The organism is Vibrio sp. B1FIG11 (assembly GCF_905175335.1).
Taxonomy (GTDB): domain Bacteria; phylum Pseudomonadota; class Gammaproteobacteria; order Enterobacterales; family Vibrionaceae; genus Vibrio; species Vibrio campbellii.
This window is the reverse complement of sequence record NZ_HG992752.1, coordinates 779,934-795,804: the sequence shown is the minus strand read 5'-3', so window position 1 is coordinate 795,804 and position 15,871 is coordinate 779,934. Positions and strand designations below refer to the sequence as shown.

The following is a 15,871-nucleotide window of genomic DNA, read 5'->3' as shown; positions in this document are numbered from 1 at the left end:
AAACCAAAAGTATGAGCTACGTTGTTTATTGGGGATTCAGAAGTTACAAACATATCAATAATTCGGAATAATAACGTGCCCACATTTGCCTTTGTACTAGTTATCATAGGTCTACTTTTGCTCTGCTGGGGATGGCAGATGACAAAAAATATTTGCTCGAAAACCGACGTTCCGGGATGGATTGTACTGTTGGTTTTGATTACTGGGTTCATATTTGCCTATGCTGCTTTTCTTCACGAGATCATTAACAAGCCTGTTGCTACCTTGTTAGAAACGGGGCTTGCGCTACTGCTGCTAGGTGGCAGCATCTTTGTCGTGCTCGTTATCAAATGGAGTAATGATTCGATACACGAGCTACATGCAGTCGCGGAGCGAGAAAAACACAACGCTGTTCATGACGCCCTTACTGGCCTACCAAACCGAAAGTTTTGCTTTGAACAAATCGATAACCGAATCCAAGAAAGCGCCCCCTTCTCTGTCATACTTTTTGATGTAGTCAACTTCAAACAGATTAACGATGCCATGGGGCATTTCAGTGGGGACCAGCTACTCATCCAAATCGGTCAGAGATTACAAACTGAGTTGAGCGGAGATGACCAGATTTTCAGAGTCGGTGGCGACGAATTCGTGATTCTCACTTCGTGTGCTGAGTATGGTGCAGGTTCAAACTTAGTTGAGCGGTTAGATAGTGCGATGTCTCAACGCTTCAATCTCGGTGAATTTCAGGTCTCTTCTCGCGTGGTTTTTGGTTTGAGCACCTTTCCTTTTGATGCGGAGTCAAACGATCTTCTTATCAAGTGCGCTGACATCGCCATGTACCATGCAAAGCGTAATGGGCAGTTAATGGCGTTCTATAACGAAGACATGAACGTCGGTGCCAAATATCAGCTTGAGATTTCCTCTCGAATTCAATGCGCTTTAGAGAAAGAAGAATTCCAGCTATATTACCAACCCCTAATCGATGCCCATACCAGCCTTGCTGTAGGCTTTGAAGCGGTAATTCGATGGCGAGATGGTAATGGTAAAAACATCTCCCCTAACGACTTTATTCCAATCGCTGAGCGGAGTAATCAGGTACATAACATTACAATGTGGGTACTAGACCAAGTAGAGAGGGATTTACTGAGCTTAATCGAGCAAGGTATCCGACTGCCCGTACACGTTAACTTATCAGCCAAAGATCTCTCCTCAAACCTCCTTTTCTCAAGGCTTGAGCAGATGCTTAGCGACAACCCCAGCTTTGAGAACCTGATTAGCCTTGAGATCACAGAGACGATGGCGATTGATCGTGTCTTAGAACTCAACCCGCTTATCAACCAAATTAAGGGGCTGGGTATCAAGATTAGCTTGGATGATTTTGGTACCGGCTATTCTTCTCTCTCCCTATTGCGAGACTTACCTGTCGATCAGATCAAAATCGACCGTTCTTTCTTGAGCACTGCAAGCAAAACCGAAGGCACCCGCTCTATTGTCGAGAACACCATCGCCCTCGCCCACGGCTTAGGCTATTCGGTAGTCGCAGAAGGTGTACAAGATATGGATACATTGCATTTCTTGCGCAGCAGAGGCTGTGACATCATTCAAGGCTACCTATTTTGCCCTGCACTGCCGCTGAATGAAGTCATTAACTGGGTAAACAATCACGACGAAGAACAAACTCGTATTCGACGCGCATAAAAAAACCGAGCACTTGGCTCGGTTTTTAAATTCATCTAGCGATTAAGCAATTATGCTTCTTGTGAGCGACGACCACGGCCGTGACCACGTTCACCACGGTGTGCACCACGGTGATCACCACCACGGTTGCGGTCGAAACGACGTTCGCCATCTTCACGGTTACCACGGAAGCCACCTTCGCGACGACCGCCTTCACGACGACCACCTTCGCGGTTGCCATCACGGTTACCACGGTAACCGCCGCCATCACGACGACCGCCATCGCGACGACCACCGTCACGGCGACCACCACGAGACTCACGGAAGTCATCGAAGTCACATACTACAGCACCAACATCTTGTTGACGGATACGTAGCTTGCTTAGTTTGTTCGCAGCGTCTGAAGTCATTGCTTTAGGTAGCTGTACGAATGTGTGACCTTGCGCTAGCTTGATCGCACCGATAGAACCTTTGCCTAGACCTAGTTCGTTTGCTAGAGCGCCAACGATGTCTTTAACTTGAACGCCTTGCTCGCGACCAACTTGAAGCTGGTAAGTATCCCAGTCTTGGTTGTTGAAGTTACGACCGCCGTCACGACCACCTTCACGGCGCTCTTTACGACGTTGCTTGTCACGTTCAATCGCTTCTACCATTGGGTCTTCGCCAATGTAGAATAGAGGACGTTTACCTTGCTGACGCTTAAGAAGCATTGCAGCAAGCATCGCTGGATCGATTTCTAGAGAAGTTTGTAGTTTCTCTACAAGCTCAGCGAACTTGTCTAGTGCTTTGTGCTCTTTCTCTGCTTCCAGTTCAGCCGCTAGCTTGTTTAGACGAGCTTCTGCAACTTGGTCACGTAGAGGAAGTTGGATTTCTTCCATAGATGACTTAGTTACGCGTTCGATAGTGCGAAGCATACGGATTTGGTTAGTGCGAACTAGAAGGATCGCTTTACCTTTACGTCCAGCACGGCCAGTACGACCGATACGGTGGATGTAAGATTCAACATCGAATGGGATGTCGTAGTTAAATACGTGAGTAATACGTGGAACATCAAGACCACGAGCTACAACGTCAGTTGCAACTAGGATGTCGATAACACCTTGTTTGATGTGATCAACAGTACGCTCACGTAGAGACTGAGGAATATCACCGTGCAGTGCAGCAGCTTTAAAGCCACGTGCAGATAGCCAATCAGCTAGACGCTCAGTGTCTTGACGAGTACGTACGAATACGATTGACGCGTCAGTTTCTTCAGTTTCAAGAAGACGAGACATAGCTTCATCTTTCTCTACACCCTTCACTACCCAGAACTGTTGTTGAACTTTGTCAACAGTGTGGTTTTTACCAGCAACGTCTACCGTTACAGGATCACGTAGGAAGCGCTCAACAATGTTTTTCAGCATTGGAGGCATAGTTGCAGAGAACAGAACGCGTTGAGCTGATTCAGGAGCGTGCTCCATGATCGCAGTTACGTCGTCCACGAAACCCATGTTTAGCATTTCGTCCGCTTCATCAAGTACGAAAGTATTTACTTCGTCTAGATGTAGACGTTCACGGTTGATAAGGTCTTGAACACGGCCAGGAGTACCAACAACAACGTGAGCACCACTTTTTAGTGCACGCATTTGATCCACGATAGATGCACCACCGTAGATCTCTAGAACTTTAAGACCCTTGATGTTTTTACCAAGGTTTTTCATTTCAGCCGCAACCTGAATCGCTAGCTCACGTGTTGGAGCAAGTACGATTGCTTGTGGTTTGCGTTGGCCAAGATCTAGCTTGTTTAGAAGAGGCAGAGAGAATGCTGCCGTTTTACCTGTACCCGTCTGTGCTTTACCCAGCGCGTCAGCACCTTCCAACAGGTGTGGGATTGCCGCAGCCTGAATTGGAGTTGGTGACACGAAACCCATTCCGTCTAGAGCAGAAAGGATAGAATCATTCAGAGATAAATCGCTGAATTGAATAACAGAATCTTGCATTGGGATCCTACTTAATTAAACAAAAAAACAGTCCCATATGCTCTTCCAATTCGATACTGATCCATCCGTTTACTAAATCCGTTCAGACAGGAGCTAGTACAGTACACAACCGCGATAAGCCATTAGGGACGACTAAGGGAGGCGGATTATTCCTTAAATGCATAAAAAAAGCTAGAAAAAATTGAATTACATCACAATTTATTCTCACTAATGGTATTATTCGCATAAATTTCCACCTCTCCCCCCATTCTCCGGAGAGAAAAGCACCAGTACGCCGTTCAATTCATCAATAATTCACAGCGAATTTGTGTGCTTTAGGTAGTAATAATAGTGCGCAATGATTATAGTGTGCCCAATTCCATTGGTAAGTTAAGAAAAGATGTTTCAAGATAACCCGCTATTAGCTCAGCTTAAGCAGCAAATCCAAGAAAACCTGCCTAAAAAAGAAGGCTCAATCAAAGCAACCGATAAAGGCTTTGGCTTCCTGGAAGTGGACAGCAAAACCAGCTTCTTCATCCCACCAGCGTACATGAAAAAGTGCATGCACGGCGACAAAGTCGTTGCCATTATCCGCACTGAAAACGAACGTGAAGTCGCAGAACCACAAGAGCTGCTAGAACAAGCCGTAACTCGCTTTATTGGCCGAGTAAAAATATTCAAAGGCAAGCTAAACGTTGCACCTGATCACCCACAGCTTAAAAAGCTCTCTCTTAAAGCGAAACTAAAGAAAGGCCTAAAACCTGACGAGTTCGTAGAAGGTGATTGGGTTGTTGCGCATCTTATTCGCCACCCGCTTAAAGGCGATAACTCCTTCTTCGTAGAAATTTCTGAGAAGATTACCGATGCAAACGACAAGATTGCGCCTTGGTGGGTAACGCTAGCACAAAACGATCTACCAAACTCTGAGCCAGCAGGCATCGAGAACTGGGAACTAAAAGACGACGCGGATCTAGAACGCGTAGACATGACTCACGTTCCTTTCGTGACTATCGATGGTGAATCAACCAAAGATATGGACGATGCACTGTACGCGAAGAAAACAGAATCTGGCGACTTCGAACTCACTATCGCAATCGCAGACCCAACAGCGTACATCACACCTGAAGATGATATGGATAAAGTCGCGCGTGAACGTGGCTACACTATCTACCTACCAGGTCGTAACATCCCAATGCTGCCTCGCGATCTAGCGGACAACTTGTGCTCTCTAATCGAAGGTGAAATCCGCCCTGCTATCTGCTGTACAGTAACAGTAAATAAAGATGGTGTGATTGGTGATGACATTAACTTCTTCGCAGCCAACATCAAATCACATGCTCGTCTAGCATACGACAACGTATCTGACTGGCTAGAAAACGGCAGCTCGGATAAATGGCAACCGTCAGAAGAGATCGCGACTATCGTTCGTGACCTATACGATTTCTCTCGCGCCCGTGCTGAGTGGCGTGAAAAGAACGCAGTTGTGTTCCCAGACCGTCCTGACTACCGCTTCGAACTAAGCGAAGACAACGACGTTGTTGCGATCCACGCTGACATGCGTCGTAGCGCAAACCGCCTAGTTGAAGAGTCAATGATCACAGCAAACATCTGTGCGGGTCGTACACTACGCGAGAAATTTGAAACAGGCGTATTCAACACACACGCTGGCTTCAAAGCTGAGAAAATTGAAGAAGTGGTTGAACTGGTAAACCCAGAGGGCGCACTAGAGTTCACTGCTGAATCTATCGCAACACTAGAAGGCTTCGCAGCACTTCGTCGTTGGTTAGGTGAGCAAGAGACCTCATACTTAGATAACCGCATTCGCAAGTTCCAAACGTACAGCGAAGTGGGCAATCAACCTCTTCCTCATTACGCAATGGGTCTTGATATCTACGCGACTTGGACTTCACCAATCCGTAAATACGGTGACATGATCAACCACCGCATGCTAAAAGCCGTCATTTTGAACAAAGAACCTGTTCAAAAACCAGACGATGAAGTGGGCGAAGAGCTGGCTCTGCACCGTAAACATCACAAAATTGCCGAGCGAAACGTATCAGATTGGCTATACGCACGTACTCTTGCGGAAGAGCCAAGCAAACAAACGTGTTTCACAGGTGAGATTTTTGATATTAATCGTGCTGGTGCACGTGTTCGACTTCTCGAAAATGGCGCAGCGGCCTTTATTCCTGGTAGCTTGATTCTTGATAATAAAGAAAGAATTGAGTGTAACGGCGACAACGGTACCATTTCTATCGATAAAGAAGTGGTATACAAGTTAGGTGATACATTGGAAATCGTTCTAGCGGACGTGAACCAAGAGAACCGCAGCATCGTTGCAAAGCCAACCCAGGTATTTGCTGATAAACCAGCAACACAAGCAGAAGAAACTGTAAGTGAATAATACCGATTGAAGTTTAAAGGCGCTCAAGTGAGCGCCTTTTTTATACGTCATGCAAGAAAGATAAGAACGAATATGCCGAACATTGAGATCATTCGCTTTAATCACTTCACTGCTCGCAAAAGTGAACGCTACACCGCCACCCACAATGGCTTATATGTTGTTGAAGAAGGCTCACTCATCATTAACCAGCCAAGTGGTGAGCGAATTGAATTAAACGCCGGAGACTTCACCCTTTATAACTCCGCAGACCTACGCAGTGCCGAAGCCAAGCCCGGCGTGTTCAAGGCCGTAGCGCTAGTGTTTGATATTGGCTTGTTCAGCGAGTTTAAATCTGCCCATCCGGGCGTACAGTCAGAAACAGAAGAACGCCGCTTCTACCCTTTTTCTTCTGAAAACCAATCCTCGATTGCAAAGCTTAAAGACACGTTAATTGAGTTAGCGGACAATAAAGCACCGCAATACGCTCAAGGTCATATTGCGCTTTCACTACTATCACTGATGGTCGAATTACAGCCAGACATTCTATCTATCATTGATGACGCAAGCAGCCTCACCGCGTCTCAGAAGGCGATTAAGTACATTGAGAAGAACATCGAGAAAGACATCACATTAGAAGCGCTAGCAACGCACATGAGCATGTCTATCGCGACATTGAAACGCAGACTGGCAGCCGAAAACCTTTCTTTCTCGCACATATTGAAGGTGAAACGCATCAACCACGCAGCAACGCAACTGCGTGTGTCACAGAAGTCGATTACTCAAATTGCATTTGAATCCGGCTTTAAGAGTGCCGCACACTTTAGTACCGCGTTTAAATCGATATACAGCATTACGCCTAAAGAGTTTCGTAGCCAAATTGCGAAGTAACGCATGGCATGGCATGGCACGAAACGGTGACAGGGTTAACGGATAGAGGATTAACAGATAGAAACGGCTGTTAGTCCCAAAAACACGCTTGAGGATCGCTCTCTAATTCGGCGAGAAGCACCTCAAGCGTTTTACTCATAGGTAGCCTTTCATAAGGTACCCACACCAGATCTTCTCCACGATACGTTGGCACGTAGAAACACCAAAGCTGAGTGTTGGCATCAAACAGGATTTTAGCAATGGGAGACGTATATTCACTATGCTGTGAATCAAGCAAGAAGTGCGCATGATAAAGCTCAACACCGTTCTCTATGGGCTCGTACAAGCACTTGCCTAGCGCTTCTACCGGCAAATTGACATTGCGCCTAGCGCAGAGCGTTTGAACCAATTTGTGCAGACGACTGGTCGCCATTTGAGACACGGACATGAGCCTACTCCTGATATGTTGTTCTTAGTATATACCCAAGAACCTGAGAGAGGCAGAAATCACCATCGAGGCATGCGCTCGCTCAAGGCTAGAATAACACTCCATTTAACGACGAAAAGCTAACTGCGTCACCTCTTGTGTTTCAAATCGGTAAGAGCTGCCCTTCGCATATTATTGATAGCTATCCGTTTAAAGCGAGAGCAATCGATCATTCACTATGGATATCGATACACATTCACAAAAGTGTAACCTGAACGAAATATGATGAGCGCTGCTTTATACCGTATTTGGAGTTCAATATGTTACGTCTTTCTGTGGCGACCTTACTAGCCATGGCTCTGTCCCTTCCTTCTGCTATGGCAAAAGAAGTCAATATTTCCGGTTCTACCTCTGTTGCACGCGTAATGGATGTATTGGCTGAAGAATATAATAAAACGCATCCTGACGATTACATTGCCGTACAGGGCATTGGCTCAAGCGCTGGTATCACTATGGTGAACAAGGGCGTGGTTGAGATTGGAATGAGCTCGCGCTACTTAACAGAAAGAGAGAAAGGCGAAGACCTCAACGTATTCCCTATCGCTTACGATGGCCTTGCTGTTGTTGTTAACCGCACTAACTCTGTCACTAACCTTTCGGAACAACAACTGTTTGATATCTACAAAGGTAAAATCGACAACTGGAAACAAGTCGGCGGTGCAGACCAACCCATTGCCGTGGTAACACGTGAAGCATCTTCCGGCTCTCGCTACAGCTTTGAAAGCTTGCTAGGCCTTACTAAGATCATCAACGACCGTTTGGTATCGGACATCAACCCAAACAACCTAGTGGTAAACAGCAACAGCATGGTAAAAACCATTGTTAACCACAACCCGCACGCTATCGGCTTTATCTCCGTCGGCTCAGTGGATCGCTCAATAAAAGCGATTCAGTTTGAAGGTACCGATCCAACCGCAAGCAACATCGCCAACCACAAGTACAAACTGGCTCGCCCTTTCTTAGTTCTGTACAAAGTAGATGGTTTGGATAACGCAGGCAAAGCGTTCGTGAAGTTCCTGAAATCGGAACAAGGCCAAAAAGCGATTGCCGATTACGGCTACACACCAGTGAAAAGCTTTAATCAATAAAACGCAAACATAAAAAAAGAGAGCCAAATCCGGCTCTCTTTTTTGTTTGAATCTTTGAATTCGATTAGAAGTGCAATTGAATCACTGACACAACTACAGCACCAGGTCGACGCACACCTTCGATTTCTACTTTGATTTCACGCTCGATCTCAAGACCTTTCTTGATTGGCGTGATTTTAGTTAGCGTACTTGATGCACGAACGTTGTTACCCGCTTTCACTGGGTAAGGGAAACGCACTTGGTTCAGACCTAGGTTCACCACTAGCTTCGCCGTTGGGAACATTGGGTTTGATGGATCAACAGAGTCTGTCAGCTTAGGCAACAGCGCTAGTGTTAGGAAGCCGTGTGCGATCGTCGTTTTGAATGGAGACTCAGAAGCCGCACGCTCAGGATCCGTGTGAATCCATTGCATATCTTCAGTTACAGAACCGAATTGGTTAATACGCTCTTGAGATACATGAACCCAATCACCCACGTGGATCACTTCACCCACCTTGTCGCTTAGCTCATCAAATAGAACTTGCGCTTCTGGCTTAAGCACGATCGGCTCAGGTTGAGGGATCACTTCTTCGTTCACAGCAGGTTGCTGGTGATCGCGTACTTTAGAAAATAAGAAGCTGCTTTGTGCTCGACCTAAGAAGTCACTCCAGTAATCGCGTAGCGTTGGAGACATCCAATTCATAAACTCTGATTGGTGAGCAGAAATCGCACCAACTTTGTCTTTAAATAGATTAGTGACTTTCATAAAAACCCTTAGATAAATTCAGCACAACTGGCTATACCAGTTAATTTTGAATTAGTTCACAATATGTTGCAAACACTTTCGGGCGAACACATGTTTACTCAAAGTCATTTAGTTCTTACTTTTCATAAGGATAGCAATAAAACGCTATTTTATTAAGTAACTACAACATAAAGTAAATACTCTACAAAATGCTGTAACAATCGCCCTTTTGGGCATTCCATCGCACTGCCTCCGTCTTTAGGTGTGACCACAAAACAAGCAATCAGTTCTTTTTCATTAAAACAATGCTTTACAACGTTTCTGCCTCACCCTATTATACGTCCCGCAACGGAGAGATGGCTGAGTGGTTGAAAGCACCGGTCTTGAAAACCGGCATACGTTAATAGCGTATCTAGGGTTCAAATCCCTATCTCTCCGCCACATTTAGAAAGCCTGTTGAGAAATCAACAGGCTTTCGTCGTTTTAGCATTTGGAAAATACGGGATTTCTAAATCCCTAGTCGTGTGCGACCCCAGCACTCCGCCACATTTCAGTAAAAGGCCCGCTAAGAAATTAGCGGGCCTTTTCATATTTCAGAGGTTTAAAGGGTTACGATGCGATCCTACGATATTCACAATATTGAGCAGCCCAAAATTCTTCATTAATTCTTTCTTGCAACCGCTCCTCCGTCCTATCGCTAGCCTTACCCTGCTCGACTGCCTTTTTCGCCACCTCTAAGGCAATATTTCTCGAAACAGTTTGAATATCACTAAGCGGCGGCAATAATGAGTTTTTCCCTTTTAGCATGGGTGACATTGAGGCCAATGCAATGCTCGCTTGCTGTAGCATTTCATTTGTAACACGTTTGGCATTTGCACTGATCACACCAAGTCCTACGCCAGGGAAGATATAACTGTTGTTACATTGAGCGATAGGGTAACGCTTACCTTCGAATACCACATCAGCAAATGGGCTACCCGTCGCAACAATTGCTTTGCCTTTCGTCCACATGATGATATCACTTGGCTTCGCTTCTACTCGGCTGGTTGGGTTTGAAAGTGGCATCACAACAGGTTGCTCACACCCTTTTGCCATGCCTTCAATAACCGCTTGGTTAAACAGCCCTGGTACGCCTGTAACACCGATCAGAACATCCGGTTTGGCATGCTGAATTACGTTAAGCAAACTGATCTCATTATTTGCTTGAATTCCCCACGTTTTTCTAACGGAGACAGGTTGAGAGAGATTCTTCTGGAAAGCAAGTAATCCCGTCATGCCTTGCTCTAGCATTCCCCATCGGTCGACCATAAAAACTTGGCTACGCGCTTGTTGCTCTGTTATACCCTCAGCCATCATTTGAGCAACTACAGCTTCGGCAATGCCGCACCCCGCAGAACCAGCACCTGCAAATACTACTCTCTGTGCTGAGAGCTTTTTACCTGTGGCATTCGCCGCAGCGAGTAATGTCCCTACTGTGACAGATGCGGTTCCTTGTATGTCATCATTAAAGCAGCAGAACTTATCTTTATAGCGAGTGAGCAAAGGCATCGCGTTTGTTTGTGCGAAGTCCTCAAACTGAATCAGAGCATCAGGCCATCGCTGACGAATGGCTTTTAAACAATCATCAACAAACTCATAGTATTGCTCGCCAGAAATACGAGGATGACGCCATCCCATGTACATAGGGTCAGAAAGAAGAGCAGAATTATTAGTGCCCACATCCAACACAATTGGCAAAGTATGTTCGGGGTTGATGCCGCCACACGCTGTGTATAACGCTAACTTCCCAATAGGGATGCCCATACCTCCAATGCCTTGGTCACCTAACCCCAGAATGCGCTCTCCATCCGTAATGACGATAACTTTAACATCAGTATTCGGTGCATTGTTCAACAGCTCTTCAAGCTCACCTTGATCTTCATAACTCAAAAATAAACCTCTGTTACGACGGTAGATCTGAGAGAACTTTTGACATGCATCTCCCACAGTTGGCGTATATATGATAGGCATCATCTCTTCAATATGCTGATTGATGAGTTTGTAGTAGAGCGTCTCGTTCGTGTCTTGAATATTGCGTAGATAGATGTGTTTATCCATCGAAGAAACAAACAACGAGAACTGCTCATAAGCTCGACTAACCTGCTCATCAATACTCTCGATGTTGGCAGGTAAAAGCCCTGTAAGGTTAAAGCTCTTACGTTCTTCTAATGAAAAAGCACTACCCTTGTTTAGTAATGGTGTATTGAGTAGTGTATTGCCCGCTTGTCGTATAAAAAGTTTCTTTAACATTAGCCTGCCACCTTTCGGTATAATTCTATCGCTTCGTCTATTAGCGCTTCGTTACAGCCTAAGTAATGCTTAGGGTCGCACGCTGCATCAATTTCGTCTGAAGAAAGTATCGCTGAAATACCTTGGTCTCTCTTGAGGACATTTGCGAGTTCACCCTGCTCTGGCGCATTCGCAATAGCTGCTTTCACTTTGTTGTAGCCATCACCTCGACCCAACTTTTCTGCCACCTTCATCATTACCGCTTCAGACATAATGAAGTTGCGAGAAGCTGAGAAGTTCTCCAGCATTTTGCTTTCATTAACAATAAGGTTTGCCATCAGACGATCAGCTCTTTCTAATGATGTCGACAACGCAAGTGATGCCTCTGGAACTAAACTCCAGTTCAACACACGCATAGAAGCAGAACGAACATCTTGCTGATCCATTAGATTTGGTGCTCCCGAAGCGTACATCCACCCCATTCTAGATAGAGTTTGAATCATATTGGCTGCGCGCGGGTTAGCTTTGTGAGGCATAGTGCTAGAACCACCGCCCGCTTCGCCCTCACGGACTTCACCAATCGATGCCCTTCCCATGGTTTCGATATCATTCGCGATACGACACAAGGAGCCATGCACTAGTGCAAAGTACTGGATGAGCTCCGCGATATGATCTAGGCTCGCATTCCTAAGCCCTTTTGGCTCTGTTAGCTCCAATTTCGCAAACAAGCGCTTACGAACGTGAAGCCCCTCTTCTCCAATCGAAGACAAATTACCCACCGCTCCACCATACATTCCCGTTGTTGCTCTAGGGTAAATCTCATCAAGGCGGACTAGATGACGAGTGACCTCCTGAAGGTAACTGCTCACTTGAAGCCCCCAAGTTGTCGGCAACGCATCCATCGCATTGGTTCTTGCAACCATTACCGTTCGTTTGTGTGTTAACGCCATCAGTTTTAACTGATTGCCTAACGTGATTAATTGCCCACGAATAATGTCCAGAGTCTGCTTAACTCGCATTGCTAGACTTGTATCGAGCAAATCCTGCGTCGTACATCCCCAATGTAAGTACTTTTTGACGTCATCATCACCACGTTCAGCAAGTTGATCTACAAGCGGTTTGATTGCCATACCGACCTCTTGAGTCTCTAGCGCTAATCGTTCCCAATCTATATTTTGTAAATTACATATGCGCTCAATCGAGGCGACAGCAGAGCAAGGAATCAACCCTAACTCTGCTTGCACCTCAGCAATCGAAACCTCAAAAGTTAGCCAAGTACGAATCAAGTTTTCATCTGACCAAACTCGTTTCATTTCGATCTGTGTGAACAGTGGCGAGTAAAGTGTCGAGTCAAAGACGGAAGCGTTTGAACCATGCATATCTTCTTTCCTATGCGCCAATAAATGTAATTAGAAGAACAGTAATCAAACCGCCCATCATTGGAATCGCGGTACGTTTGACTAACTCTGTGGGAGGAATGCCCGCCACACCAGCACATGCAATCACAACGCCAGCAACAGGAGAGAAAGAACGGAAAATACCAGCGGACAGTTGCATTGGTAGTGCAAGAGCAGCAGTTGAAACACCAACGTGTGTCGCTACATCCGGAGCTAAATTGGAAAAACTGAAGAACGCCGCGTTACCTGAGCCCGACATCAATGCTGTAACACCGATGATAGCGACTAGCATAATCACCATCATGGTATAACCAAAACCAAGGTGCGTAGCGACACCCAGCATGCCGGAAATAAAGCCGATTGCTTTGAGTCCCACAACGAAAGTTTGCGCGGCGATAATTAGTGATACGACACCAGCAAACACATCGCCCATACCTTGTAAGTAAACCTTAAGTGAGGCCGCAACCGCCTTGCCATCTTTTGAATAAAGGTAATCGCACGCCATCGCAACCGCCAAGCTGATAAACATTGCTGTGACGACATCAATCTTAATTGAGGTAATCGCGAACTTGCTGAAGGTCAAAAGTAGTACCAGAGGGAGTACAGGCAAAACAGCAAACCATATTGGAGCTTCACGAGAAGTATCTTCTTTTGCTTGCAGCTCGTATGAGACACCATTAACTTCATCACGTTTATCAAACCATTTTTGACAAACAAAATGCAAAACAGCAATCACAAGTGCCGTACACACACCGACAAACAGCTGATGCTCCACAAAGTAAGAGGCGGCATCAATACCAATCACTTCTGCGGCTTTGTTGGACGCACCAGAAGCAGGCCCTAAGTCCAAACATGCGGTTGTGGCAAGCACAGCAGCTACCGATGCTGGAGTGCAGCCAATGCCCACCAAAACTGGATATAAGGCAACCAACAGCAACATAGCCAACCCAACGGCGCTTGGAATAAATACGTTCAAAAACTGGCCTAAAATATACGCAAGAGCGAGGATGATGTATGGGTTATTTATCACAGAGAGCGGTTTTGTCGTCACTTTAACCAGCGCATTTGCTGCACCGATGTATCCCATGTATTTGGAGAAACCACCTACCGCCATGATGATTAAACCAAGCTTGGCCAATGTTGAAGAAGAAATTGATTTAATCACCAAAAAGAAGTCAACCACGGTAGCCCCTGAAGAACTCACCCCTTTTGGTAAGAAATCAGGACCACCGGCAATGACCCCAACCAGCATCATTAAAATACCAGAGCCGAACAATACTGCTTGCGTATTGTACTTCTTGATGATTAGAAATCCTGCCCCGAAAACAATCGGCAGAGCGAGCAGAGCGACCATATGTTTCACCTTTTTTTTAAGTATTGAGTCACCGCTATCTTGCTTCTTAGGTGCCAGTAGCAACATGGGAAGTGCCCTTTCTCTAGAAAAAATGTGATTCAATTAAAACTCTCCTTCTTTACAGCTCGTTAAATCACCATTCATTCAAATAATTGTCTTCATTCACCTTTATGTCTCTATCCTTCGAACAACCTCGATCACAATTTAAATAAAAACGTATCGTTCAATTTTCCTTCAATATTCTTGATTAGCTCGAAATGAGAAATTGAATTTCCCATTATTCCCACCTTCCAGTAGCCTAATAAAGTAATGAATCATATTGAGTTTATTGTGCTCACTTCATACTCTTAGCATCCAGTAAATCAGTGGGAATTTTCATTTCTCATCACGAACGCATTTTGTTCACAACTTGTAACAATAGATTTAACTGGGTCACAATTTCGCCAAATTATTCGCGCTATCTCCTTACCTGTTCGTGTCTTTATAGATAGTTAGAGAGCCAAGCGGATGACTCACATAACAAATTCAAATTGAAATAAGAGATCTATCAATATTTAAATAGGGAAGCGGCAATTCCCTTATTTTTTAAGCAAGCCACTCATTACGATGCAAAGGTTTCCAATAACAAGCATGGAATGAGCATAATGATTAGAAATAAACCTCTCTTAACCCTTTTACCTACCCTCTGCCTCGCATCGTTCGCTCAGGCACAAAACGTTTATGATGATGAAACCAATAGACTAGACATATATGGTCGATTGGAAGGTCAAATCGCTAAAGGGGACGAAAGTTTTGCCAGCAAAGACGATTGGTCAGGAAGAATGAGTGGTCGCCTTGGTTTTAATATGAGCCGAGAGCTAAGCGCAATTGAAGACAGCCGTGTCATTGGTAAATTTGAATGGCAAGTTCGTACAGAAACGAATGATACTCGCCTTGATGAAGGTGAAGATTTAGAGGCTCGTTACAATTACTTAGGTATCGAGAATGACGATTGGGGCATGATGATCTTTGGTCGCACTAAAAACCCAATGTATCAGGTTATGAAGATGACCGATAAATACAAAAACTACACTCCCGGTATCTATAACTATGGCATTTCGTCCATTGATACTTCTTACAAGTACAACCGCCAAGACGCAACTTTACAGTACAACGGTTACTTTGGCATTCATGAAGTTCAAGCCGCTTACGTGATGGGAAATGGCGAGAATGACCGTCTTGATAACGGCATAATGGCCAGTTACCGAATGAACTATAAAGGCGAAGGCTTCAAATTATCCCCGGCAATCGCAATCAGTCAATTCAATCGTAACAAAAGCAACACTGAAACAAAGCGCGAGCAACATGATCAAATTATGGGTGGTATAGAGCTGTCTTTAAAAAGCTTCACGTTTGGCGTTACCGCTGATTACGTCAAGATAAATGAAGACGCCGGAAGTGAAGATAAATATTTCGGTATGGATTCTATCGTCGCATACAAATGGAATCGCTTCAAAGTGTTAGCAGGTTACAGCTTCCTAGACCAAAAGGATGAGGAGATTTACGAGAAAGAAGATTGGCGTGTAGAAGGCCAGTGGACATTAGCCCGACGCACTTACTTATCTTTAACCTATGACCGAGAACTCGCCTCCAAGAATAAAGACAGTGATGACGATGCAATCACACTTGGGCTGCGCTACGACTTTTAAG

Annotated in this window: 11 protein-coding genes and 1 tRNA gene; 6 read left to right on the top strand and 6 right to left on the bottom strand. The window is 45.1% G+C overall.

The annotated features are described in order from the left end of the window. Window positions 1-138: 138 nt before the first annotated feature. The gene (locus tag KHO06_RS20445; protein WP_038892592.1) at window positions 139-1,677 is read left to right on the top strand and encodes a bifunctional diguanylate cyclase/phosphodiesterase; all 1,539 of its coding nucleotides are present in this window, start codon (window positions 139-141) and stop codon (window positions 1,675-1,677) included. Window positions 1,678-1,727: 50 nt separating this feature from the next. Here the strand turns inward: KHO06_RS20445 and KHO06_RS20440 are convergent, their stop codons facing one another. After that, window positions 1,728-3,635 carry a DEAD/DEAH box helicase gene (locus KHO06_RS20440; RefSeq protein ID WP_212583266.1) on the bottom strand — a complete coding sequence of 636 codons (1,908 nt, stop codon included), beginning with the start codon at window positions 3,633-3,635 and terminating at the stop codon, window positions 1,728-1,730. 379 nt (window positions 3,636-4,014) lie between these two features. Here KHO06_RS20440 and rnb point away from each other — a divergent pair, with 379 nt between their 5' ends. Both rnb and KHO06_RS20430 read left to right on the top strand, forming a co-directional pair. After that, window positions 4,015-6,018: an exoribonuclease II gene (gene rnb, locus KHO06_RS20435; RefSeq protein ID WP_212583265.1), complete on the top strand. Its 2,004-nt coding sequence runs from the start codon at window positions 4,015-4,017 to the stop codon at window positions 6,016-6,018. 72 nt (window positions 6,019-6,090) lie between these two features. Beyond that, on the top strand, window positions 6,091-6,885 hold the full coding sequence (locus KHO06_RS20430; protein ID WP_005532315.1) for an AraC family transcriptional regulator: 795 nt from the start codon (window positions 6,091-6,093) through the stop codon (window positions 6,883-6,885). Between the two features lie 70 nt (window positions 6,886-6,955). On the opposite strand, the gene KHO06_RS20425 is transcribed toward KHO06_RS20430, so the two are convergent. Next, window positions 6,956-7,312 (bottom strand): DUF3024 domain-containing protein, encoded by a 357-nt coding sequence (locus KHO06_RS20425; protein WP_105066158.1) that lies wholly within the window; start codon window positions 7,310-7,312, stop codon window positions 6,956-6,958. A 299-nt stretch (window positions 7,313-7,611) separates the two neighbouring features. Between KHO06_RS20425 and KHO06_RS20420 the strand changes: the two genes are divergently transcribed. Further along, window positions 7,612-8,439: a phosphate ABC transporter substrate-binding protein gene (locus tag KHO06_RS20420; RefSeq protein ID WP_045454713.1), complete on the top strand. Its 828-nt coding sequence runs from the start codon at window positions 7,612-7,614 to the stop codon at window positions 8,437-8,439. 64 nt (window positions 8,440-8,503) lie between these two features. Here KHO06_RS20420 and KHO06_RS20415 read toward each other — a convergent pair whose 3' ends face one another. Beyond that, entirely contained in the window at window positions 8,504-9,184 is a 681-nt protein-coding gene (locus KHO06_RS20415; RefSeq protein ID WP_045373688.1) for a MaoC family dehydratase, read from the bottom strand. A gap of 329 nt (window positions 9,185-9,513) precedes the next feature. Between KHO06_RS20415 and KHO06_RS20410 the strand changes: the two genes are divergently transcribed. Next, window positions 9,514-9,604 (top strand) — tRNA-Ser (locus KHO06_RS20410). Between the two features lie 168 nt (window positions 9,605-9,772). Here KHO06_RS20410 and KHO06_RS20405 read toward each other — a convergent pair. From KHO06_RS20405 to dcuC, 3 genes are read right to left on the bottom strand one after another with little or no spacing between them, the layout of a single operon-like run. Beyond that, window positions 9,773-11,452: an NAD-dependent malic enzyme gene (locus tag KHO06_RS20405; RefSeq protein ID WP_212583264.1), complete on the bottom strand. Its 1,680-nt coding sequence runs from the start codon at window positions 11,450-11,452 to the stop codon at window positions 9,773-9,775. After that, on the bottom strand, window positions 11,452-12,810 hold the full coding sequence (locus tag KHO06_RS20400) for an adenylosuccinate lyase family protein (protein ID WP_212583263.1): 1,359 nt from the start codon (window positions 12,808-12,810) through the stop codon (window positions 11,452-11,454). The genes KHO06_RS20405 and KHO06_RS20400 overlap by 1 nt, the downstream gene beginning before the upstream one ends. Before the next feature lie 10 nt (window positions 12,811-12,820). Then, on the bottom strand, window positions 12,821-14,182 hold the full coding sequence (dcuC, locus tag KHO06_RS20395) for a C4-dicarboxylate transporter DcuC (RefSeq protein ID WP_212583262.1): 1,362 nt from the start codon (window positions 14,180-14,182) through the stop codon (window positions 12,821-12,823). A 644-nt stretch (window positions 14,183-14,826) separates the two neighbouring features. Between dcuC and KHO06_RS20390 the strand changes: the two genes are divergently transcribed. Then, complete coding sequence (locus KHO06_RS20390) at window positions 14,827-15,870, top strand: porin (RefSeq protein WP_212583261.1); 1,044 nt, start codon at window positions 14,827-14,829, stop codon at window positions 15,868-15,870. Window position 15,871: the final 1 nt, after the last annotated feature.

Bases quoted from the DNA above. Each gene is read 5' to 3' on its own strand.
- KHO06_RS20445 (WP_038892592.1), top strand. From the start codon at position 139: ATGACAAAAAATATTTGCTCGAAAACCGACGTTCCGGGATGGATTGTA.
- KHO06_RS20440 (WP_212583266.1), bottom strand. From the start codon at position 3,635: ATGCAAGATTCTGTTATTCAATTCAGCGATTTATCTCTGAATGATTCT.
- rnb (WP_212583265.1), top strand. From the start codon at position 4,015: ATGTTTCAAGATAACCCGCTATTAGCTCAGCTTAAGCAGCAAATCCAA.
- KHO06_RS20430 (WP_005532315.1), top strand. From the start codon at position 6,091: ATGCCGAACATTGAGATCATTCGCTTTAATCACTTCACTGCTCGCAAA.
- KHO06_RS20425 (WP_105066158.1), bottom strand. From the start codon at position 7,312: ATGTCCGTGTCTCAAATGGCGACCAGTCGTCTGCACAAATTGGTTCAA.
- KHO06_RS20420 (WP_045454713.1), top strand. From the start codon at position 7,612: ATGTTACGTCTTTCTGTGGCGACCTTACTAGCCATGGCTCTGTCCCTT.
- KHO06_RS20415 (WP_045373688.1), bottom strand. From the start codon at position 9,184: ATGAAAGTCACTAATCTATTTAAAGACAAAGTTGGTGCGATTTCTGCT.
- KHO06_RS20405 (WP_212583264.1), bottom strand. From the start codon at position 11,452: ATGTTAAAGAAACTTTTTATACGACAAGCGGGCAATACACTACTCAAT.
- KHO06_RS20400 (WP_212583263.1), bottom strand. From the start codon at position 12,810: ATGCATGGTTCAAACGCTTCCGTCTTTGACTCGACACTTTACTCGCCA.
- dcuC (WP_212583262.1), bottom strand. From the start codon at position 14,182: ATGGTCGCTCTGCTCGCTCTGCCGATTGTTTTCGGGGCAGGATTTCTA.
- KHO06_RS20390 (WP_212583261.1), top strand. From the start codon at position 14,827: ATGATTAGAAATAAACCTCTCTTAACCCTTTTACCTACCCTCTGCCTC.